At 74.1% G+C, this 20,801-nt stretch carries 23 protein-coding genes; 8 read left to right on the top strand and 15 right to left on the bottom strand.

The genetic code is table 11. The features are described 5' to 3' along the window. Positions 1-78: 78 nt before the first annotated feature. The 4 genes from WCD41_RS11090 to WCD41_RS11075 all read right to left on the bottom strand — a co-directional run bounded on the left by WCD41_RS11090 (position 79) and on the right by WCD41_RS11075 (position 2,652). On the bottom strand, positions 79-486 hold the full coding sequence (locus WCD41_RS11090; RefSeq protein ID WP_337713489.1) for a hypothetical protein: 408 nt from the start codon (positions 484-486) through the stop codon (positions 79-81). A gap of 22 nt (positions 487-508) precedes the next feature. Then, positions 509-1,015 (bottom strand): hypothetical protein, encoded by a 507-nt coding sequence (locus WCD41_RS11085; RefSeq protein ID WP_337713488.1) that lies wholly within the window; start codon positions 1,013-1,015, stop codon positions 509-511. 58 nt (positions 1,016-1,073) lie between these two features. Further along, positions 1,074-1,976, bottom strand: coding sequence for a pyridoxal 5'-phosphate synthase lyase subunit PdxS (pdxS, locus tag WCD41_RS11080; RefSeq protein ID WP_337713487.1), 903 nt, complete (start codon positions 1,974-1,976; stop codon positions 1,074-1,076). A 91-nt stretch (positions 1,977-2,067) separates the two neighbouring features. Continuing rightward, positions 2,068-2,652: a TetR/AcrR family transcriptional regulator gene (locus tag WCD41_RS11075; RefSeq protein ID WP_337713486.1), complete on the bottom strand. Its 585-nt coding sequence runs from the start codon at positions 2,650-2,652 to the stop codon at positions 2,068-2,070. Positions 2,653-2,725: 73 nt separating this feature from the next. Between WCD41_RS11075 and WCD41_RS11070 the strand changes: the two genes are divergently transcribed. Continuing rightward, on the top strand, positions 2,726-3,133 hold the full coding sequence (locus WCD41_RS11070) for a VOC family protein (protein WP_337713485.1): 408 nt from the start codon (positions 2,726-2,728) through the stop codon (positions 3,131-3,133). Positions 3,134-3,141: 8 nt separating this feature from the next. Here WCD41_RS11070 and WCD41_RS11065 read toward each other — a convergent pair whose 3' ends face one another. Continuing rightward, the gene (locus WCD41_RS11065; RefSeq protein ID WP_337713484.1) at positions 3,142-4,194 is read right to left on the bottom strand and encodes an NUDIX hydrolase; all 1,053 of its coding nucleotides are present in this window, start codon (positions 4,192-4,194) and stop codon (positions 3,142-3,144) included. Continuing rightward, positions 4,191-5,399, bottom strand: coding sequence for a glycosyltransferase family 4 protein (locus WCD41_RS11060; protein ID WP_337713483.1), 1,209 nt, complete (start codon positions 5,397-5,399; stop codon positions 4,191-4,193). The genes WCD41_RS11065 and WCD41_RS11060 overlap by 4 nt, the downstream gene beginning before the upstream one ends. Positions 5,400-5,494: 95 nt before the next feature. Here WCD41_RS11060 and WCD41_RS11055 point away from each other — a divergent pair, with 95 nt between their 5' ends. From WCD41_RS11055 to WCD41_RS11040, 4 genes are read left to right on the top strand one after another with little or no spacing between them, the layout of a single operon-like run. Next, positions 5,495-5,809, top strand: coding sequence for a WXG100 family type VII secretion target (locus WCD41_RS11055; RefSeq protein WP_337713482.1), 315 nt, complete (start codon positions 5,495-5,497; stop codon positions 5,807-5,809). Then, on the top strand, positions 5,806-6,996 hold the full coding sequence (locus tag WCD41_RS11050; RefSeq protein ID WP_337713481.1) for a WXG100-like domain-containing protein: 1,191 nt from the start codon (positions 5,806-5,808) through the stop codon (positions 6,994-6,996). Before WCD41_RS11055 ends, WCD41_RS11050 begins: the two co-directional genes overlap by 4 nt. 1 nt (position 6,997) lies before the next feature. Beyond that, positions 6,998-7,465, top strand: coding sequence for a hypothetical protein (locus WCD41_RS11045; RefSeq protein WP_337713480.1), 468 nt, complete (start codon positions 6,998-7,000; stop codon positions 7,463-7,465). A 1-nt stretch (position 7,466) separates the two neighbouring features. Continuing rightward, positions 7,467-7,937, top strand: a complete 471-nt coding sequence (locus WCD41_RS11040; RefSeq protein ID WP_337713479.1) for a hypothetical protein — start codon at positions 7,467-7,469, stop codon at positions 7,935-7,937. Between the two features lie 703 nt (positions 7,938-8,640). Here the strand turns inward: WCD41_RS11040 and WCD41_RS11035 are convergent. The 6 genes from WCD41_RS11035 to WCD41_RS11010 all read right to left on the bottom strand — a co-directional run bounded on the left by WCD41_RS11035 (position 8,641) and on the right by WCD41_RS11010 (position 16,636). Continuing rightward, the gene (locus WCD41_RS11035) at positions 8,641-10,083 is read right to left on the bottom strand and encodes a sugar porter family MFS transporter (RefSeq protein WP_337713478.1); all 1,443 of its coding nucleotides are present in this window, start codon (positions 10,081-10,083) and stop codon (positions 8,641-8,643) included. Beyond that, positions 10,080-11,057, bottom strand: coding sequence for an ROK family glucokinase (locus tag WCD41_RS11030; protein WP_337713477.1), 978 nt, complete (start codon positions 11,055-11,057; stop codon positions 10,080-10,082). The genes WCD41_RS11035 and WCD41_RS11030 overlap by 4 nt, the downstream gene beginning before the upstream one ends. Further along, positions 11,054-11,803, bottom strand: a complete 750-nt coding sequence (locus tag WCD41_RS11025) for an HAD family hydrolase (RefSeq protein ID WP_337713476.1) — start codon at positions 11,801-11,803, stop codon at positions 11,054-11,056. Before WCD41_RS11025 ends, WCD41_RS11030 begins: the two co-directional genes overlap by 4 nt. Further along, positions 11,800-14,424: a glycoside hydrolase family 65 protein gene (locus WCD41_RS11020; protein WP_337713475.1), complete on the bottom strand. Its 2,625-nt coding sequence runs from the start codon at positions 14,422-14,424 to the stop codon at positions 11,800-11,802. Before WCD41_RS11020 ends, WCD41_RS11025 begins: the two co-directional genes overlap by 4 nt. A 35-nt stretch (positions 14,425-14,459) precedes the next feature. After that, positions 14,460-15,287 (bottom strand): trehalose-phosphatase, encoded by an 828-nt coding sequence (gene otsB, locus WCD41_RS11015; protein WP_337713474.1) that lies wholly within the window; start codon positions 15,285-15,287, stop codon positions 14,460-14,462. 149 nt (positions 15,288-15,436) lie between these two features. Further along, positions 15,437-16,636 carry an ROK family transcriptional regulator gene (locus WCD41_RS11010; protein ID WP_337713473.1) on the bottom strand — a complete coding sequence of 400 codons (1,200 nt, stop codon included), beginning with the start codon at positions 16,634-16,636 and terminating at the stop codon, positions 15,437-15,439. A 159-nt stretch (positions 16,637-16,795) separates the two neighbouring features. Here WCD41_RS11010 and WCD41_RS11005 point away from each other — a divergent pair, with 159 nt between their 5' ends. Genes WCD41_RS11005 through WCD41_RS10995 form a run of 3 tightly spaced genes read left to right on the top strand, consistent with a single transcriptional unit; the run spans position 16,796 to position 18,340 of the window. Next, the gene (locus WCD41_RS11005) at positions 16,796-17,242 is read left to right on the top strand and encodes an SRPBCC domain-containing protein (RefSeq protein ID WP_337713472.1); all 447 of its coding nucleotides are present in this window, start codon (positions 16,796-16,798) and stop codon (positions 17,240-17,242) included. Next, the gene (locus WCD41_RS11000) at positions 17,232-17,606 is read left to right on the top strand and encodes a metalloregulator ArsR/SmtB family transcription factor (RefSeq protein ID WP_337713471.1); all 375 of its coding nucleotides are present in this window, start codon (positions 17,232-17,234) and stop codon (positions 17,604-17,606) included. The genes WCD41_RS11005 and WCD41_RS11000 overlap by 11 nt, the downstream gene beginning before the upstream one ends. Next, the gene (locus tag WCD41_RS10995; protein WP_337713470.1) at positions 17,603-18,340 is read left to right on the top strand and encodes a DUF899 family protein; all 738 of its coding nucleotides are present in this window, start codon (positions 17,603-17,605) and stop codon (positions 18,338-18,340) included. Before WCD41_RS11000 ends, WCD41_RS10995 begins: the two co-directional genes overlap by 4 nt. Positions 18,341-18,343: 3 nt before the next feature. Here the strand turns inward: WCD41_RS10995 and WCD41_RS10990 are convergent, their stop codons facing one another. Genes WCD41_RS10990 through WCD41_RS10980 form a run of 3 tightly spaced genes read right to left on the bottom strand, consistent with a single transcriptional unit; the run spans position 18,344 to position 20,767 of the window. Next, positions 18,344-18,985 (bottom strand): response regulator transcription factor, encoded by a 642-nt coding sequence (locus WCD41_RS10990; RefSeq protein ID WP_337713469.1) that lies wholly within the window; start codon positions 18,983-18,985, stop codon positions 18,344-18,346. Further along, the gene (locus WCD41_RS10985) at positions 18,976-20,142 is read right to left on the bottom strand and encodes a sensor histidine kinase (protein ID WP_337713468.1); all 1,167 of its coding nucleotides are present in this window, start codon (positions 20,140-20,142) and stop codon (positions 18,976-18,978) included. The genes WCD41_RS10990 and WCD41_RS10985 overlap by 10 nt, the downstream gene beginning before the upstream one ends. Further along, positions 20,129-20,767: a DedA family protein gene (locus WCD41_RS10980; RefSeq protein WP_337713467.1), complete on the bottom strand. Its 639-nt coding sequence runs from the start codon at positions 20,765-20,767 to the stop codon at positions 20,129-20,131. Before WCD41_RS10980 ends, WCD41_RS10985 begins: the two co-directional genes overlap by 14 nt. Between the last annotated feature and the right edge of the window lie 34 nt (positions 20,768-20,801).

Raw genomic sequence — 20,801 nt, 5'->3', positions numbered from 1 at the left:
CCTCCCGTCGGGGACTGCGTCAGCAGACGGGGTCACCGATCGGGGCGGCGCACATGCGGGCCGGTGCCGTCGGGACCGTCAGCCCGTGCCGGGGTCGCCGAAGCGGGCGCGGTACTCGTCGACGTGCTGGGAGGCGCACATCCGCTCCTCGTGCTGCCCCTGCGCCTGGGCCATGCACTCGTCGAGGGTGAGGCCCTCGCCGAAGGTGCCGATGCCGAGCAGGCCGGGCACGACGATCCAGGCGCCGACGATGAGCCCGATCAGGGCCAGCACGAAGCCGCTCAGCGACATCCCGCCGCTGCGGTGCGGGTCGTGGAACGCGCGGCGCGAGCCGATGAACCCGACGACCAGCCCCAGCAGGCCCAGGACCACGCCCGGCCAGCCCAGCCAGCACGTGCCCACCGCCAGCAGCCCGAGGGCGAGCGCGGCCGTCCCGAGGCCGCCGTCGCGCTCGCGCTGGTCACTGCCCTGGGTGGCCGACGTCATGACGCGATCGTGCCACCGGCGCTCATTCCGCGGCGTTCGGGTAGCGCTGGTTGAACTCGGTGAGGTGCTGCGACTTGCACATGTGCATCTCGCGGGCCGACGTCGACTGCGCCATGCACTGGTCGAGCGTCAGCCCGTCGCCGAAGCCGCCCGTGCCGAACAGCGTCGGCCAGACGATGATCGCGCCGGCGATCAGCCCGACGGCCCCGGCGACCAGGCCGCCGAGCGACGCGGCGCCGTCGGTGGCGAGGTTGTGGAACGCGCGCCGCGCCCCGAGGTAGCCGGCCACCACCGCCGGGAGGCCGAGCACCACGCCGGCCCAGCCGGTCCAGCACGTGGCCGCGGCGAGCAGGCCGAGCACCAGCGCGGGCGTGCCCATGCCGTTGCGCTGCGCCGGCTCCTCGACCTGCTCCGGCTCGGGCCTGCGCCGGGCGGGTCGCGGCGGAGCCACGGAGGTGTCGGGCCCGACGGCGCGCATCGTCTCGGTCCGCGCCTCGGGGTCGACCGGGGAGCCGTGCGACGTGGTCATCTCCCGCATCGTCCCACGCGCCCGGGTGATCGAGCTCGCCACCTCGAGGGCTGCAGCGTCACCAACCGCGGGTCGCGAGCCGCTCGTGCTCGGGCATGTCGGCCGTGGTGCGCCCGACCATCGCCTCGCCCAGCCCCGCGGACACCTTCGCGATGACGTCCGGGTCGTCGTGGAACGTCGTCGCCCGCACGATCGCCTCGGCGCGCCTGGCCGGGTCGCCCGACTTGAAGATGCCGGAGCCGACGAACACGCCCTCGGCGCCGAGCTGCATCATCATCGCCGCGTCGGCCGGGGTCGCGATGCCGCCGGCGGTGAACAGCACGACCGGCAGACGTCCGGCCTCCGCGACCTCCTGCACCAGCGTCACCGGCGCCCGCAGCTCCTTGGCCGCGGCGTACAGCTCCTGGGGGTCCATGCGCGAGAGCGCCCGGATCTCGGAGCGGATCGCGCGCATGTGCCGCGTCGCCTCGACGACGTTGCCCGTGCCGGCCTCGCCCTTCGAGCGGATCATCGCCGCGCCCTCGCCGAGGCGGCGCAGCGCCTCGCCGAGGTTGGTCGCACCGCAGACGAACGGGACGGTGAACGCCCACTTGTCGATGTGGTGCGCCTCGTCGGCCGGGGTCAGCACCTCGGACTCGTCGACGTAGTCGACACCGATCGACTGCAGCACCTGGGCCTCGACGAAGTGCCCGATCCGCGCCTTGGCCATCACCGGGATGGAAACGGCCTCGACGATCCCCGCCACCATGTCCGGGTCGGACATGCGCGCGACGCCGCCCTGGGCGCGGATGTCGGCGGGGACGCGTTCGAGGGCCATGACGGCCACGGCGCCGGCGTCCTCGGCGATCTTCGCCTGCTCGGGCGTGACGACGTCCATGATCACGCCGCCCTTGAGCATGTCGGCGAGGCCGCGCTTGACCCCTCCGGTGCCGGTGGTGGGGGCGGTGTCGGGCCTGGTCACGGTGGTCCTCCGGGGATGCACTTCTCGACAGCGGCGTCTGGTCGCGATGGTACGTCCGTCAGGCGCGCGTGAAGGGTGACGCGGTGCACCCTCAGCGCAGGGCCTCCATCATCGCCAGGAGCTCACCCCACACCCGTTCGAGCGCGTCGGGCTCGTCGGTGACGGCGAGCCACAGCGCGGCCTCGTTCATCGCGCCCCCCAGCAGATGGGCCAGCGGCGCCACCGGGCGCGGGGCGAGCACACCGCGGGCGACCAGCGTCCCGAGCGCCTCCACGAGGTGGCGTCCCGACGTGGCCTCGTCGACTGCGCGCCACTCCGTCCAGCCCAGCACGGCCGGCCCGTCGACGAGCGCGATCCGGGCGACGGCCGGGTCGGTGCTCGCCTCCAGGAAGGCGCGGCTCCCGGCCGTGAACTGCGCCCACGGGTCATCCCCCTGCGCCTCGGCCGCCGCGACGACGGCGTCGGCGACCTCGGCCGCGACCTCGGCGAGCACCACCCGGAACAGGTCGGCCTTGCCCTCGAACTGGTGGTAGAGCGCGCCCTTCGTGACGCCCGCGGCGCGGACGATCTCGGCCAGGCCGACGTCGCCGTAGCCGCGCGTCGCGAACAGCGCCCGCGCCTGCTCGACGAGCGCGCGGCGCGTCCGCTCCCGTTGCTCGATCCGCACCCCGGCCATGTCACCTCCCGCTTGACGTACCGATGGTACGTCGGTCAGAGTCGGCGTACCAACGGTACGCGAAAGGGAGATCATGGACCTCACGGGCTTCTACCCTGTCCTCGGCGTCACGGACGTCGCCGCCTCGCGCCGCTTCTGGGTCGAGCACTTCGGCTTCGAGGTGGTCTTCGAGGTCGACTGGTACGTGAGCCTGCGGCGCGGCGCCCACGAGCTCGCCTTCGTCGCCGCCGATCACCCGACGGTGCCCGCCGGCTTCCGGGCCGCCGCGCGCGGCCTGCTCCTCAACGTCGAGGTGCCCGACGTCGACGCGGAGTACGAGCGCCTCGTCGTCCGGGGCAGCCTGCGCCCCGAGCTCGAGCTGCGCTCCGAGGAGTTCGGGCAGCGCCACTTCATCGTCGCCGACCCGTCCGGCGTGCTCGTCGACGTCATCACCGAGATCCCTGTGGGGGCGCCGTACGAGGACGCCGTCGTGGGCCGGTAGGTCCGGGCTCAGTGGATCGCGAGCGGGACCGGGCCGGGTTCGAGGGCGCGGGGGTCGGCCAGCAGATCAGGCAGCTGGTGCGGGTGGACCACGTCGAGGGTCACGGCCAGCTCGGCCGGGGTCCACCAGCGGTGTCCCGTGACGGTGCGCGCCTCGTGCTCGGTGAACGTGCTGCTGTCGATGTCACCGGTCGGCACGTGCACCGAGCAGAAGAGCTCCCGGCCGGCGTAGGTCGTGCCGTCGGCCTCGAAGACCACCTCGCGCACCCACAGCGGACCGCGGACCTGGTCCGGGAGGACCAGCAGCCCGGTCTCCTCCCCCACCGTGCGCACGACCGCCGCGACGGGGTCCTCCCCCGTGCGGACGCCGCCGCCCGGGGCGAACCAGAAGGTCTCGGCGGGGCGGGCGGGGTCGACGCCCTCGAACAGCAGGACCCGCCCGTCGCCGTCGACGACGACCGCGCGCACCGCGTCCTGCGCGACGCGCACCGCGGGCGGCTCGGCGGGCAGGCCGTCCGGCCCGGGCTCGGCGATCTCGAAGTAGCGCGGCACCGGCGCGGTGCCCGCGAGGCGCAGCCAGCGCACCATCCGGCGGCCGCGCAACGCCCGGGTGTCGCGGACCGCGTCGTTGTGGACGCGGCGGGCGACCGAGACGCGGGCGTGGGCGTCCGCGAGCTCGGCGGCGAGGTCGGCGGGCAGGGCCGCGGTGTCGAGCGAGGCGAGCGCGCGGGTCAGGTCGTTCTCGGCCTCCTCGCGCCCGGCGTCGAGCGCACCCTCGCCGGCCGCCCGCGTCGCCGTCGCCGCGCGGGCCGCCGCGCGCAGGGCCCGGCGGTCGGCGTCGGGCAGCGCGATCGGTCCGGCGGTGGCCGCAATGGCGCGCACGACCGCGGCCCGCCGGTCGAGCACGGCCGCCAGCCCCGCGGCGGCGGCGTCGGTGCGCACGTGCAGGCGGTCGAGCCGCCGGGCCCGGGCCACCAGCACCGCGCCGGTGACGATCACCAGCAGCAGGACCGCGGTGACGACGATGACCACCAGCACGCCGGTGGGGCCGAGGAGGGTCACGACGATGACGGTAGGTCCTGACCCCGCCGGCCCCGCTCCCGGGATCCCGTCGGGACGGGCGCCGACACGCGCCCGTTCGCGCCCACCCGGCGCGGGTCGGCCGCGACGGCGACCTCGTACACCCGCAGGACGGCAGCGGCCACGACCGACCAGTCGAACGCGGCCACCCGACGGCGTCCGGCGGCGCGCAGCGCCTCGCGGCGCGCGGGGTCGTCGAGCAGCGCCGCGATCGCGGCGGCCCACGCGGCGGCGTCGCCGCTCGGCACCGCCACACCGGCCGGCGGCTCGCCGAGCACGCGGCGGAAGGCGTCGATGTCGCTCGCGACCACCGGCGCTCCGGCCGCCATGCCCTCGGCGAGCACGACCCCGAAGCTCTCGCCGCCGGTGTTCGGGGTCGCGAGCAGGTCCACCGAGGCGAGCATCGAGGCCTTCGTCGGCTCGTCGACGGCGCCCAGGAGCGTGATGCGGTCGGCGAGCCCGGGGCCCGCCTGCTCGCGCAGCTCGTCCTCGTCGCCCCGCCCGACCACCACCAGCCGCAGGTCGGGTCGCCGCGCCGCCAGCGGTCGCAGCGCCTCGAGCAGCAGGGGCATGCCCTTGCGCGGCTCGGTGTAGCGGCCGACGAACCCGACCGTCGCGCCGTCCCCGTGCAGCGTGTGCCCGGGCAGGGGCGGTCCGTCGGCGAACGCCGCCACGTCGACGCCGTTCGGGATCTCCACGGCGTCCCCGCCGAGGTGCTCGACGTAGACCTGGCGCGCCAGCGGCGACACCGCGATCCGCGCCGTCACGCGCTCGAGGAGCGGGCGCAGCACCGGCTCGAAGAACGTCATGGTGCGCGAGCGCGGGGTGGAGGTGTGGAAGGTCGCCACCACGGGCCCCTCCGCCACGACCAGCGCGAGGAACGACAGGCTCGGCGCGGTCGGTTCGTGGACGTGCAGGACGTCGAAGTCGCCGTCACGCAGCCAGCGCCGCACCCGCGCGAGCGAGACCGGGCCGAACGTCAGGCGCGCGACCGAGCCGTTGTAGGGGATGCCGAGCGACCGCCCGGCCCGCGTCACCCCGGCCGGCACCGGCGTGTCCTCGCCCGCCGGGGCCAGGACGTCGACGTGGTGGCCCAGGCCGGTCAGGGCGTGGGCGAGGTCGAGGACGTGGGCCTGGACCCCGCCCGCCACGTCCAGCGAGTACGGACACACGATGCCGATGCGCATGGCGGCCGACAGCCTACTGACCGCCCGTCAGGTCGCCGTGACGACGTTCGCGGAACCGCACCCACGGCGACGGCGCCGGCTCTACCGTCGGCGTCGTGAGCGAGGGGTTCGACAGCCGCCCGGACGCGCTCGGGGCGGGGGCACAGCGGTTCCGCGGGGTCGCCGACGAGCTCGGGCGCGCCGTCGCCGACCTGCGCGGTGCCCTCGGCGCCCTGGGTGACGTGTCCGGCCGCGACGAGCAGGGCCGGGGGTTCGCGGCCGGGTACCAGCCGCGGGCCGACGAGGGCCTGCGCGCGCTCGACGCCCTGGCCCGCGTTCTCGCGGGGGTCCCGGAGGGCCTCGACCGGGCGGCGGCCGACTACCGGGCGGGCGACGAGGCCGGCGGCCGCAGCCTCGGTGGGCCGCCGTGAGCAGCCCCGGCGACGCCGCCGTCGACACCGTCGTCTCCACCGTCGGCCTGTGGTGGCCCGACGCCGAGGAGGAGGAACTCCGCGCCGCCGCGGACGCCTGGGAGCGCGCGGCGGTCGCGCTCGACCGCGCCGTGGAGGGCGGACGCGCCGGGGCGGGCCAGGCGTTGCAGGGATGGGAGGGCGAGGCGGCCGAGGCGTTCCGGGCGCGCTGGGCGGCGATCGAGCGCGAGGGGCTGCTCCCGTCCGCGGAGGCGTGCCGGTCGCTCGCCGGGGCGCTGCGGCGCTACGCCGACGAGGTCGAGACCGCGAAGCACGAGATCCAGACGCTGGCCGTGGAGATCGGCGCCGGGATCGTGCTCGGGGCGGCCATGGCCTGGTTCACGTTCGGTGCGTCGGCGGCCGCCGCGGCCGGGGTCGCCGCGCGCCTGGTGGCGCTCGCGGCGCAGATCGGGGTGCGGGTCTCGACCTCCGTGGCCGGCATCGTCTCGACCTCGCTCACCGGGGCGGCCTTCGGCGCGGTCGACGGGGTGGCGGCCAACACGGTCGCCCAGGTCTACCGCGTCGAGGCCCTCGACGACGGCGGTTACTCGGCTCCCGACCTGCGGAGTGCGGCGGCGTGGGGCGCGGGCGGCGGGGTGGTGGGTGCCGGCTGGGGCGGCTGGGCGACCCGGGCGCTGCGCCACCCGGCGCCGGACGGCGACCTCCTCCGCGGCTGGGGCGACGGCATCCGCGCGGCGCTGGAGCCCACCGACTGGGGCCGGCTGTACGGGGCCTGGCGGCCGGGCCTCGACGAGTCGGCGAACCGGCTCCTGGCCCACGAGCGTCTGACAGCCCAGCGCCTCGCGGACGAGGGAGCCATGGTCCATTCGCGGCGGCCCCGCGAGGTGAAGGACTACAAGAACCCCGACGTGATCGTCCGCGCCGGGCCCCAGGACCCCGGGACCTACACGGAGCTCAAGGTCGCGAGCTCGTCGTCGTCGGTCAGCAACCGGATCCGCGACGCGAACGCCCAGTTGGCCGACCTCGGCGGCGGGCACATCGTCATCGACGGACGCACGACCGGGCTCACGGCGGAGATGGCGACCGACGGATGGCGGCGAGCGCTCCGCAACATGACCCGCCCGGGAGAGACTCCACCGGAGTCCGTGCGGGTTCTCCTGTCCGACGGCGAGATCTGGTTCCCCTGACGTGTCCGAGTTCGAGCACCTGTTCATCGATCCGGGTCACGACGACGCCGAAGGCATCGCCGACCGCCTCGTGTCCATCTTCGGGCTCCGACTCAACGAGCGGGCGGGGCACCTCTACATCGGAGCCTCCGAATGGCCGGCGGTCGGCGGTCATGTCGGGGGGCGAATCGAGCGCAACCCGTACCACATCCCCGACCCCGTCGTCCCCGAAGACTTCTTGATCTACGAGGACTTCCCGATCGTGTGGTCGCTGTGGTCCGGAGGAATCGACGACCCGGATGTCAGGGAGCGGGAACAACGGCGTCGTGCCCGCGTCGTGTTCGACCTCGTCGTCGAGCGACTGGGCTGGTCGGCCATCCTCGTCCACGACTTCGAGGAATTGATCGCGACCTACGACCCCCAGCGTGGCGTGCGCGAGTTCCCGCACGGGACATTCGCCGACGCCCGTAGTCGCCATCTGTGGGAATGAGATGTCGACGTTCGAGGACCTCTTCGTCGATCCTGGTTACGCCGACGTCGAGCTCGCGGCGCGCGATCTAGGGCACGCCTTGGGGTTCGACGTCTCGTACGGACGTTCGAAAGGTGTCTTCGTAGGAACGCAGCAGCTCTCGCCGACCACCGGGCACATCGGAGGTGAGATCGCGATCAACGACTACCAGTCGGTCGGCGCGGCCGCCCCGGAGGACTTCTCGATCTACGACGACCTCCCGATCATGTGGTCCTTGTGGACCGGCGACATCTGCGACGGCGACCTTCGAGAAGCGGAACAGCGGCGCCGCGCCCGGATCGTCTTCGACCTCGTCGTCGAGCGACTCGGCTGGTCGGCCGTCCTCGTCCACGACTTCGAGGAACTGATCGCGACGTACGACCCCGAGCGCGGCGTGCGCGAGTTCCCGCCCGGCACGCCGTCGAACGGCACGGGCCGACACCTCTGGGGCTGACTCTCCCTCTCGCTCTCGCGAGAGTGTCACCAGGGTTCTCCGGGCCCGAGAGGCACGTTCGACAGGTCGACAAGCCTCTCGATCATGCGCAATGTGCCTCTCGCGCACGACCACCGCGAGCCCCGGAAGATCAGGAGTGCGCCATGCACCTTCTCAGCACCGAAGAGGTGCGTGGCGCACTGGTGATCTTCGAGGCGCGCCGGACCCCGCTGTCGCGCGGCCCAGCTGACACGAACGCGCCGTTCGCTGATTCGAAAGCAGCGAACGGCGCGTTCGTTTCACGAGGGCGAGGCGCACACCCCGAGGCGATCACCGCGAACGGGGACTTTCGACGCCTAGAAGCAGCGAACAGCGCGTTCGCTGCGCAAGGGCCCCAGCAAGGGCCCCCGCAAGGCAGGGCGCGGGAGACGGCGGCGACGCGCGTTGTGGGATGCCGGACCGGGACGGGCGGGGCCGGGCGGGCGGCGCACGGCCGTGTCGCGCCGGGACCGGAACGCGCAGGGCCGACCCGGGCCACAGGGGCGGCCCGGGTCGGCGAGGCAGCGCGGAGGGTCCGCGCCGCGGCGGGACCGGATCTCGGCGAGGAACGCCGTGCGGTCGGAGCCCTCGTCGAGGACGAGACGGAGGCGGCGGCAGGGCAGGTCGACCAGGATGTCCATGTCCTGATCGTCCTGCCCCGCACCAGCCCTTTACGACGACAGGGCTATGCCACCATCTCCTCGAGCTCCTTGCCCTTGGTCTCCTGCACGTACCTGCTGACGAACAGGAACGACAGGAGAGCGAAGAGCGCGTAGAGCCCGTACGCCAGGGTCAGGCCGATGTCGGCGAGGGCCTGGAACGAGACGGTGATGAGGAAGTTCGCGATCCACTGCGCGGCCGCGGCCACGGAGAGCGCCGCCGCCCGCAGCCAGTTCGGGAACATCTCGCCGAGGAGCACCCAGACGACCGGGCCCCACGAGACCGCGAACGCGACCACGTAGAGGTTGGCCGCGACGAGCGCGATCGGCCCCCAGGGCCCGGGCAGGTTCGGGGTCTCGGAGCCGTCCTCGCCGACCGTGATCACGGCCTGCGAGAAGGCGATGGCCATGATCGCCAGCGTGACGACCATGCCGGCCGAGCCGCCGAGCAGCATCGGCTTCCGGCCGACCCGGTCGACGATGAGGATCGCGACGACCGTGGCGAGCACGTTGACCAGCGAGTTGATGACCGACGCGAGGAACGAGTCGCTCTCCGAGAACCCGACGGCCTGCCAGAGCGTCGTCGAGTAGTAGAAGATCACGTTGATGCCGACGAACTGCTGGAAGACCGACAGCAGGATGCCGACCCAGACGATCGGGCGGAGGCCGGCGGCGCTCCCGCGCAGGTCGCGCAGGCTGGGCTTGTCCTCGCGGCGCAGCGTCTCGCCGATCTCGTGGAGCTTGCCCTGGACGCCCTCGACGGTGCTGCCCAGCACCTGGGCGAGGACCCGGCCTGCTTCGTCCATGCGTCCCTTGGCCACGAGGTAGCGCGGCGACTCGGGGATCCGCAGGGCGAGCAGCGCGTAGATGATCGACGGGATGAGGCCGACGAGGAACATCCAGCGCCAGGCCTCGAGGCCCAGCCAGAAGGTGTTCGCCGCGCCGCCGGCCACGCCCGCGAGCAGGGCGTCGGAGAGCAGGGCGACGAAGATGCCAAGCACGATCGCCATCTGCTGCAGCGAGGCCAGCCGACCGCGGATGTGGGCGGGCGCGATCTCGGCGATGTAGGCGGGGGCGATGACCGAGGCGATGCCGATGCCGACGCCGGCGAGGAACCGCCAGATGATGAGGTCCCAGACGGCGAACGCCAGACCGGACCCGATGGAGCTGATCGCGAACAGCGCGGCCGCGATGAGCATGACGCGGACGCGTCCGTACCGGTCCGCGAACGGACCGGCGAACCAGGCACCGACGGCCGACCCGAGGAGGGCCACGGCCACGGCGAACCCGGACAGCAGCGGGCTGTCCTGCAGCCCGAACTGGTCGTTCAGCGCGTCGACGGCGCCGTTGATGACGCTCGAGTCGAAGCCGAACAGGAAGCCGCCGACGGCGGCCACGATCGAGATGAGGATCGCCTTGGCGGTCGTCTTCTCTCTGGAACCGGGTGCCCCCGGCGCTGGATCGGTCATCGGTCACTCCCCGGAACGGCACTGTCGTCACTGGTCCGGGCGAGGTCGGCGGCGCCGACCATCCCGGATTCCCATCCCAACTCCGCGAGCCGCACCTCGGCGACGGGCCGGTGGCCACGTCCCGTGAGATTCGCTCGGAAGGTCTCCTCGACCCGGCCCCGCAGGACCTCGCCGGCGGCGGACACGCCCCCGCCGATGACGAACAGCGTCGGGTCGAGCACGGCCGCCAGCTGGGCGAGACCGAGGCCGATCCAGCGGCCGATCTCGTCGAAGCAGTGCAGCGCGCCGACGTCGCCCTGCTGGGCGGCGGCGGTCACCATCTCCCCGGTGATCGCCTCGGGGTCGCCGCCGGCGGCGGCGAGCAGGCCGGCCGCGAACGCCGGCGAGTGGCGGGCGATCTCGCGGGCCTCGCCGACGAGCGCGCGGCCCGACCCGTACTGCTCCCAGCAGCCTTGCAGCCCGCAGCCGCACCGCCGCCCGTACGGGACCATCGTGATGTGGCCGATCTCGGCGGCCACCCCGAAACCGCCGCGCAACAGACGGCCGTTGGTGACGATCCCGCCGCCGACGCCCGTGCCGATGGTGATCGCGACGAGGTCGTCGTGGTCGCGGCCCGCGCCGAACCGCGACTCCGCCCAGGCGACGGAGTTGGCGTCGTTCTCGACGACCACGGGCAGGTCGAGCGCCATCGAGAGCTCGCCGCGCAGGTCCTCGTCCCGCCAGGCGAGGTTGGGCGCGAACATCACCTTCGCGCGGGCGGCGTCGACGAACCCCGCCGCGCCGATGCCGACCCCGACGACCTCGTGGCCGGTGCGCAGCTCGCGCACGCCGTCGGCGATGGCCTCGAGCACCATGTGCGTGTCGGTGGCCGGCGTCTCGCGGCGCGTCGAGGCGATGAGCTTGCCGTCCTCGTCGACGACGCCCGCCGCGATCTTGGTACCGCCGACGTCCACGCCGACGGTCAACCCGCTCATGACTTCCTCACCAGCTCGCCCCGGCCGAGCGCGGACAGGTCGATCGTCCCCATGTCGGTGACGACGACGTCGGCACCCTCGGCGGCCAGCGCGTCGACGTCGTCGGCCCGGGACACCCCGAGCGCGCCGAAGCCGCCGGCCTTCGCCGCCTGGATGCCGTTGACGGCGTCCTCCGCGACGAACGCGTTCGCGGGGTCGACGCCGAGCTCGGAGGCCGCCGTCAGGAAGATCTCCGGGTTGGGCTTGCCCTGGGCGAAGTCCCGGCCGGACACGTCGACGTCGAAGTAGCCGTGCAGGTTGCCCTCCGCCCCGAAGCGGGACAGGTCGACGCGCTCGAGGAAGAGCTTCGCGTTCTTCGACGACGACGCCGCGGCGATCGGGATGCCGGACTGCTTGACGTCGACGACGAACTGCACGGCGTCGTCGTAGGCCGAGAAGCGGCCCTCCGAGATCAGCCGGATGATCATCTCCTGCTTGTACTCGCCGTACTCCTGCACGCGGCGGTCGATGTCCGGCACACCGAAGTACTCGAGCGCTGCGGTGGCCCCCGCCTTGCGCGGCTTGCCCGACATGCGCTCGTGGTAGAGCGCCGGCGTGAACTTCTCCGGGCTGTAGCTCGTCTCGCCGACGATGTCCGCCCAGGGCCCCTCCATGAGCTCGCGCAGCGACTCGCGCCAGGCCTCCTCGTGCGGGGAGTCGACGAGGACGCCGTCCACGTCGAAGATCGCTCCGGTGTACCCGCTCATGCGCCGTTCCCTTCGTGGTCGTGATCGCCGGGGGCGCCGGCGGTGGTCGTGCTCTGGGCCGGGGAAACGGGGGCGGCCACGGCGTCCGCGGCGTCCGCGGAGGCGCTGATGCGGCCGTCGCGGTCGAGCTTCACCGTCCACTCCTGGCCCGCCCCGAGCTCGCGGACCTCGCCGCCGAGGCCGATGCGCACCGGGTGGCTGAAGCCCTCCGACTGCACGGCGACGGTCAGCGCGCCGTCCTGCACCGAGACGCGCAGCGTCGTGCCCTGGAACACCAGTGAGAGGGCGAGGCCGTCGAGGCGCAGGGTCAGCCGCGGGGCGAACGTCAGCACGCCGTCGCGGGCGCCGGCCCCGAGGTAGGCCCGCTGGAGGAGGTCGAGGGTCCCCGACATCACCCCCATGTGGATGCCCTCCTTGGTGGTGCCGCCCTGCACGTCGCCGATGTCGGACTCGACGGCGACGAGGAAGCGCTCCCAGGAGCTCTCGGGGTCGATGCCGGCCAGCACCGCGGCGTGCGCGACGAGCGAGAGCGTCGAGCCGTGCGAGGTGCGCCGGTCGTAGTAGGCGATCGTGCGGCGCGCGAGGTCGTCGTCGTCGGCGATCGCGTCGTACCCGAGGCGCGAGAAGATCTCCCGGAGCTCGTCGTCGCCGAAGAGGAAGAACAGCATCACCGCGTCGGCCTGCTTGGCCAGCTTGTACCGGTCCGGGTCGTCGCCCTCCGCCTTGAGGATGCGGTCCATCCGCTGGATGTTCTTGTGCCGGGCGCGGTAGCCCTCCCAGTCGAGCTCGCCGAGCGACTCGTAGCCCTCGAACTGGGTGATCACCGCGTGGCCGTCGTCGTCGCGGTGGGTGGGCACCGTCATCGAGGTGCTCATCTCCCGCCAGCGCGCCACCTCGTCGTCGGTGATCCCGAGACGGCTGCGCAGCGCGCGGCGCCGGCTCTTCGGCAGCAGCTCCAGCACCTTCGGGGCCGTCGCCGCGATCCAGGCGACCATGACGTTGGTGTAGGCGTTGTTCCGCAGCCCGCCGGCCTCGGCGCCCGGGTAGCGCTCGTGGAACTCGTCGGGACCCATCACGCCGTGGATCTCGTAGCGCCCCGTGTTCGGGTTCTTGTGCGCGATCGACGCCCAGAACCGGGCGATCTCGAGCATCAGCTCGGCGCCGTAGTCGCGCAGGAACTCGAGGTCGTCGGTGGCCTGGTAGTACTGCCAGACGTTGTAGAAGATCGCCGCGTTGACGTGGCGCTGGTTGTGCGAGTGGTCCGGGTCCCACTGGCCCGAGAGCGGGTTTAGGTGGACGACCTGCGTCTCCTCGGTGCCGTCGCTGCCGGACTGCCAGGGGAACATCGCCCCGCGGTAGCCCTCGAGCTCCGCGGCGGCGCGGGCCTCGGCGAGGCGCCGGTAGCGGTACATCAGCAGCCCGCGGGTGATCTCCGGGACCCGGTAGTTGAGGAACGGGTAGACGTAGAGCTCGTCCCAGAACACGTGCCCGCGGTAGGCCTCGCCGTTGAGCCCGCGGGCGGGCACGCCGGCGTCGTGACGCGCCGTGTGCCGCGAGCAGACCTGCAGCACGTGGGCCATGTGGAAGCGCAGCAGCAGCTCGACGCGCGGCTCCCGCGGCACCTCGAGGTCGGCGACGTCCCAGTACTCGTCCCAGGCGTCGACGTGCTCGGCGAAGCAGCCCGCGAAGTCCGGGTAGCGCTCGACGTGGCGGCCGGCGGCGGTGAGCGTCTCGGTGATCGCGTTGTCGTGGCTGGTGAAGAACGAGACGATCTTCTCGACGCGCACGGTCTCGCCCTCGGTGAGGTCGAGGTCGAGCACCTGCTGGATGTAGTCGTTCATCTGGTGCAACGTGCGCGCCGGCTCGATCTTCTCCCAGCCGCGGCCCCGGCCCCGGTACACGCGGGTGCGCGCGGCCTCGGAGACGTAGAGGTTCGACTGCCGCGTGCGGACCTTGAGCGCGATGATCTCGGGCCCGAAGGTGCGCGGGGTGACGGGGTCGAGGTGGCGGCCCTCGAGGTCGCGGTAACGGGCGACCATCGTGTTGTCGACGCGCCCGTCGATCGCCGAGACGATGCCGATGCGGCCCGACCAGTTCTCGGCGGTGACCGTCCACTCCATCGCCGCCTGGTGGCTGTGCGCCATGGAGACGAACCGGCGGCTGCGCAGCGTCGTCTCCCGGCCCGCGCGGTCGCGGAAGCGGAACTCGCGGCCCACCGTGGCGGTGCGGATGTCGTAGGAGTGCCGGTAGTCGAGCACCTCGACGTTGTCGAGGCGGATGGCCTCCTCGCCCTCGATGCGCAGCTTGAGGACCAGCCAGTTCGGCAGGTTGACGAGGTCCTCGTTGAGCACCGGGCGCCCGCCGAGGATGGTCGTCTCGCGGTTGTAGGCGCCGTGGGCGTAGGTGCCGGCGTAGTGCTTCGGCGCGTCGGTGTCCTCCCACTCGGCGGCGCCGCGGGTGCAGAAGTAGCCGTTGCCGGTGCTGGTCAGGGCCTCGCGCAGGCCCTCGTCGTCGGGCTCGAGACCCGTCCAGGTCAGGGTGAAGTCGTCGGCCACCGCGCCCCCGGGCAGGACGTCCCCGGTGTCGGTGCCTGCGGTCTGCTGCTCGGTCGTGCTCGTCACTGACGTCTCCGTACTCGAGGGACTCATCGGGCCACTCATCTCGCCAGGCCGTCGAGGAAGCGGCCCACCTCGTCCACCGTGGCGAGCACGGCCGTCGCGGCGGTCTCGCGCCCGGCCGCGTCGGACGGGTCGATCACGAGGACCCCGAGCCCGGGCGTTTCCCGCTGGGCGAGCGCGCGGAACGCGTCCTCGTCGGTGATGTCGTCGCCCAGGTAGATCGGCACGATGTCCGGGCGGTCGAGGTCCAGGACGCCGATGAGGTGCTCGACGGCCTTGCCCTTGTTCCAGTCGATCTTCGGCTGGATCTCGTGGACGAACTTGCCCGGCGTGACGCGGAGCTCGCCGGGGTGCTCGGCGAGCACCTCGTCGACGAGGGCGGCGACGCGCGGCCGCTCGTCGGGCGCCACGTGCCGGTCGTGCAGGGCCACCGACGCGTGCTTGGGCTCGACCTGGGTGCCCTCGATCGCGGCCGCGGCGACCTGCACCCGTTCGGTGACCTCGGCGACGAGACCCTCCCACCCGCGGGAGGCCTCGTGCTCGATCGCGCCGCGCTGCGGGTCCCAGATGTCGAAGCCGTGGCTGCCGGCGATCACGAGGTCGTCGACGCCACTGAGCTCGGCGACGACGGCACGGTCACGGCCCGAGACGATGCAGACGGGGCAGCGCCCGGCGAGCGAGCGCAGGACGCCGCGCATCTCGTCGGTCATGATCGCGTCCTCGGGGCGCGGCACGATCGGGGTGAGCACGCCGTCGTAGTCGAGGAACACGGCGGGCCGGCGGCCGTCGAGACGGCGCGTCACCTCGGGGGCGTCGAGGGCGTGCGGCAGCTGATCCGCCGACGTCGTCCCGGGGGGCACGGTCACGAGGGCCTCCGCATCTCGGGCGCCGATGCATGTGATGCGAACCACAGGCTAGGGCGGCGGTCCGGATGTCGTCAACGGATGAAGACAGCGACGCGATCTTGGACCCTCGTCCGGCGGTACGCCACCCGGGTGCCGGGGCGATCCACCGGTCAGGCGGCGCACCGGTCGAGGGCGAGCGCGAGCGCCCCGAGCACCGGCGCGTGCTCGGCCAGCTCGGCGACGGCGACCTCGGCCGTCCGGGTCGTGCCGGGCAGCGCCGCGGCGGCGAGCGCGGCGTGCAGGGGCCCGAGGAGCAGGTCGCCGGCCTGGGCGAGCTCGCCGCCGACGACGATCCGCCGCGGGGTCAGCACCGTGCACAGTCCGGCGAGCGCGACCCCGACGTGGTGGCCGGTGTCGGCGAGGACGCGCGCCGCGGGCGCGTGGCCGTCGCGGGCGCGGGCGACCACCTCGGCGACCGTGAGCGGGGCACCGAGCAGCGGCTCGAGCATCGCCGTCACCGTCCGCGTCGACACCACGGTCTCGAGGCAGCCCCGGTGCCCGCAGCGGCACACGGCCGCGAAGCGGTCGCCCTGCTCGACGGCGACGTGCCCGATCTCGCCCGCCGTGCCGTCCGGCCCGCGGTAGAGGTGCCCGCCGAGCACGAGCCCGGCCCCCACGCCGTCGGAGAGCTTGAGGAAGATGCCGTCGTCGACACCGCGCAGGGCGCCCCAGCGCTGCTCGGCGAGGGTGCCGAGGGTGGCGTCGTTGTCGACCGAGCTCGGTACGCCGAGGTGCTCGGAGACCCGCCCGGCCAGCGGGACGCCGACCCAGCCCGGCAGCACGCCCGACGCCCCCACGGCGCCGGTCGCGAGGTCGAGCGGCGCCGGCAGGCCGACGACCGCGCCCCGCAGGGCCGACCGCTCGATCCCGGCACGCCGCAGCGCGGTGTCGAGCAGGCCGGCGGCGGTGTCGAGCCCGTCGGCGACGCCGTGGCCGTCGGCGAGGTCGGCGCGGACCTCGGTGTGCTCGGGCGGGACGGGGTGACCGGCGGCCGCGGTGGGGTCCGCGACGTCGGCGAGGGCGACACGGACGTGCCGGTGCCCGAAGTCGACGCCGGCGACGATGCCGGCGCCCCGCACCAGCCGGACCGCCCGGACCCGGCGGCCCGCGCGCACCTCGTCGCCGGCCACGAGCACGCCCGTGGCCCCGAGGTCGCGCACGATGTTGGACACCGTGGCGGGCGCGAGGCCGGTCGCCACGGCGATCTCCGCCTGCGTCGGCGCCCCGCCGGCGCGCACCGCGTCGAGCACCCGCCGGCGGTTCGCGTCGCGCAGGCCGGCCGGCGAACCGGGCCGCGACGCCGTGTTCATGCGATGAACGATAGCGCCTTTCTGTGTGCTCCACGTCACGCCTAGCCCGAACGGACGCGCACGGAGCGCGCACGTCCTGTCCACCCTGCGACATCGCCTGACGCAACTAGTCGGTTGCCATATTTTCGCAACTCGACAGTTGCCACCCGAGGAGGCGCCGTGGGGTTCCCCGACCGCATCGAACGCACGACGGAGCTCGCGCACCGCCCCGAGGTCGTCTGGAAGGCCCTGAGCACCGCCGACGGGCTGCGCTCGTGGCTCGGCGACGAGGCGTCGATCGACCTGCGGCCGGGCGGGTCCGCCGAGGTCGTCTGGACGGGCGGTGACACAGCTGGGGGCCAGCACGCCGAGATCCGCGTCGAGCGCGTCGAGGAGCCCCGGGTCCTCGGGTTCACCTGGCGGGTCGACGGCGTGGACCGCGAGGACCCGCGGCGCACCTACGTCGAGTTCACCCTCGAGCCGACACCGACGGGCACGCGGCTGCACCTCGTCGAGTCGGGGTTCGCGCAGCTCGGCGACGCCGACCACCGCCGCGGCCACGCGTCGCACGACGAGGGCTGGACCCACGAGCTCGGCGAGCTCGTGGCGTACCTCGATGCCCGCTGAGCGCGACGATCACGAGGCGGTCGCCGAGCAGGTCTTCGTCGCCCTCGCCGACCCGAGCCGCCGGGCCGTGCTCGCCGCCCTCGCCGCCGGCGGGCCCGCCACCGCCACCGATCTCGCCGCGCGCCTCCCGATCTCGCGGCAGGCGATCGCGAAGCACCTGACCCTGCTCGCCGACGCCGGCCTCGTCACCGCCGAGCCGGGCGAGCGCCGCCGCGTGCGCTTCCGCCTGCGCTCCGCGCCGATGCGCGTGGCCCAGCGCTTCCTCGCCGCGCTGGCCCGCGACTGGGACTCCCGCCTCGACGACCTCGTCGCCCACCTGGACAGCAGCAGTACCGCAAGAACCGAGACAGGAGAACCGTCATGACCGTCGACGCCGTGATCGACACCGAGGGCACCGCCCTGCCGCCCGTCGTGGACCGAGCCACCTACCAGGAGCAGCGCGACGCCCTGCTCGTGCGCGAGAAGGCGCACACCCACGCCGGCGACGCGATCGCCGCCGCCCGGCGCCGGTTGCCGATGGTGGCGGTGGACGCCGCCACCCCGCTGACCTCCGCGGACGGCGAGACGACGCTGCTCGACGCGTTCGAGGGCCGCGCCCGCCTCGTCGCGTACTGCCACATGTGGCACGCCGGGCACCCGGCCGCCGAGCAGTGCCCGGGCTGCACCTACTTCAACAGCCAGGTCCGCGAGCTCGCCTACCTGCACGCCCGCGGGGTCACGTACGCGACGATCGCCCAGGGCCCCTACGAGGACAGCGTGCGGTACCGCGACTTCCTCGGGCTCGGGGCGCCCTGGTACGCGATCGACGCCAGCGCGCAGGAGGCGCTCGGACTGGACGGCGGGTTCGCGCTGCTGGTGTTCTTGCGGGTCGGCGACCGCGTGTACGAGACGTACCGGACGCGCGGGCGCGGCGTGGAGGTGATGGCCCCGACCACCGGCCTGCTCGACATGACGGTCTACGGGCGCGGTGAGCCCTGGGAGGACTCCCCCGTCGGCTGGCCGCAGCCGGTCGTCGTCGACGGCAGCGACTTCTGCCTCGACGGGCGCCCCGCCGCCCAGTGGCCCCGGATCGCGGCGGGCCACACGCCGGCGCCCTGATCGTCACGGGTCGAGGTGGCGCAGGATCGCCAGGACCCGCCGGTTGTAGCCCTCCCCCGGCGCGAGGAGGAGCTTGTCGAAGACGGCGTTGACGTGCTTCTCGACGGCGCTGGCGGAGACGTGGAGGTGCGCGGCGATCGCGGCATTGGTGAAGCCCTCCGCCATCGCCGCGAGCACGTCGCGCTCCCGGGCGGTGAGGGTGGCCAGGGGGTCGGGAGCCGTGCGCGCCAGGAGGCGCCGGACCACCTCCGGGTCGAGCGCCGTGCCGCCCGCGGCCACCCGCGCGATCGCGTCGAGGAAGTCCCCGACGTCGGCGACGCGGTCCTTGAGCAGGTAGCCGACGCCGCCCTCGTCGTCGTCGAGCAGCTCGCGCGCGAGCCGGCGCTCGACGTACTGCGACAGCACGAGGACCGCGGTGCCGGGGTGCTCGCGGCGGATCGTGAGCGCGGCGCGCCGCCCCTCGTCGGTGTGGGTCGGCGGCATCCGCACGTCGACGAGCACCAGGTCGGGGCGGTGCTCCCCCACGGCGACGAGCAGGGCGTCGCCGTCGCCGATGCCGTCGAGCACCTCGTGGCCCGCGTCGCCCAGGAGCCGGACGAGCCCCTCGCGCATCAGCGCCGAGTCCTCCGCGACGATCACCCGCACGGGATCTCCACGGCGACGACGGTGGGCCCGCCGACCGGGCTGTCGACCACCAGGCGGCCGTCGAGCGCGGCGAGCCTGCCCGCGAGCCCGGCGAGCCCGCTGCCGGCGGGGTCGGCGCCGCCCCGCCCGTCGTCGCGCACCCGGGCGACCAGGGTGTCGCCGTCCTCACCCACCTCGACGGTGATCGCCTCCGCGTGTGCGTGCTTGACGGCGTTCGTGACCGCCTCGCTGATCGTGTAGTACACCGCGAGCGCGACGCCGCGCGCCGGCGTCCGCACGAGGTCGTTGCGCAGGGAGATCGCGTGCGGGACGCGGTCGACGAGGCTCTCGAGCGCCGCGTCGAGGCCGGCCTCGTCGAGCTCGGTCGGGTAGACGCGCCACGCGACCTCGCGCAGCTCGCCGATGAGGGCCCGGGCGTCGCGGTGCGCCTGCTGGTGCAACCCGCCGGCCTGCTCGGCGTCGGTGGTGTGCTGGGCCCGGCCGAGCAGCATCGCGAGCGCGACGACGCGCTGCTGCACGCCGTCGTGGAGGTCCCGCCCGATGCGGCGGCGCTCGTCGTCGACGGCGGCGACCACGTCGGCCCGGCTCGCGGCCAGCTCGCGGACCCGCCGGCGCAGCATCGCCGTCGGGTCGCCGTCGAGGAGCCGCGCGGCGAGGCGGCGGTCGAGCGCGGCGCTCGCGGCGATCACCTGCGCGGTCAGCAGCAGCGCGACGACCCCGACCCCGACGCTCGGGGCGAAGGTCGCCGCCGGGACGTCCCCGCGCGCCAGCAGGACGGGCGGGACGAGCAGGTAGCCGGCCGCGACGGCGCCTCCGATCACGACGAGGACCAGGGCCGCCGTCCCGGTGACGACGCGGACCGCCAGGTAGCCCGCCGCCGCGCGGTCGCCGACCGGCGCCTCCCCGGATGCGTGACCGTGCCAGCGCCGCAGCCGGCGCCGGTCGGCGGTGACGACGACGCGCAGCCAGCGCCGGCCGACCGCGCGGGACACCGGCGCCGCCAGCAGGGCGCCGACGGCGACGGGCACCACCGCCACCGCGAGGACGCCGCCGAGCACGACCCCGACCGTCGCCCGGGCGGCTCCCCCGACCGCGTCCCGGGTGAGCGAGGCGAGCCAGGCCGGCGTGGTCCGGCCCGGCTCCTCAGCGCGGCTCACGGTGCCGCCCCGGGGTCCGTGCCCGGCGGACCGCGCCGACCGCCGTCACCACGAGCGCGACCCCCACGGCGACGATCACCACCTTCTCCAGCACGTCGGCGAACGGTGCCACGACCACCCAGTTCGCGCCCAGCACGTACCCCGCCCCGACGAACACGGCGTTCCACAGCGCGCTGCCCGCCGCGGTCAGCGCCACGAACAGCACGGGGTTCATCCTCTCGACGCCCGCCGGCACGGAGATGACGCTCCGCACGACCGGCACCATCCGGCCGAGCAGGACCGCCGCGGTGCCGTGGCGGGCGAACCACGCCTCGCCGCGGTCGAGGTCCGACTCCCGCACCAGCGGCAGGCGCCGCACCACCGCGCGCAGGCGCGCGGGCCCGACGGCGGCGGCGACGGCGTAGAGCACGACGGCACCCGCGACGGATCCCAGGGTCGTCCACACCAGCGCCGCGCCGAGGGAGAACTCGCCCCGGCCCGCCGCGAGCCCCGCGAGCGGCAGGACCGCCTCGCTGGGCAGCGGTGGGAAGAGGTTCTCCAATGCGATGGCCAGCCCCGCCCCGGGCGCCCCCACCTGCGCCATCACGCCGATCGCCCAGCCCGTGAACCCCGCTGCGATGTCCATGGCGACGACGCTAGGAAGATCGCGTCGCCGGCAC

The organism is Actinomycetospora aeridis, assembly GCF_037400275.1.
Classification (GTDB): Bacteria; Actinomycetota; Actinomycetes; order Mycobacteriales; family Pseudonocardiaceae; genus Actinomycetospora; species Actinomycetospora aeridis.
Note: the sequence above shows the minus strand (reverse complement) of the source record. Positions and strands in the feature narration are given on the sequence as shown.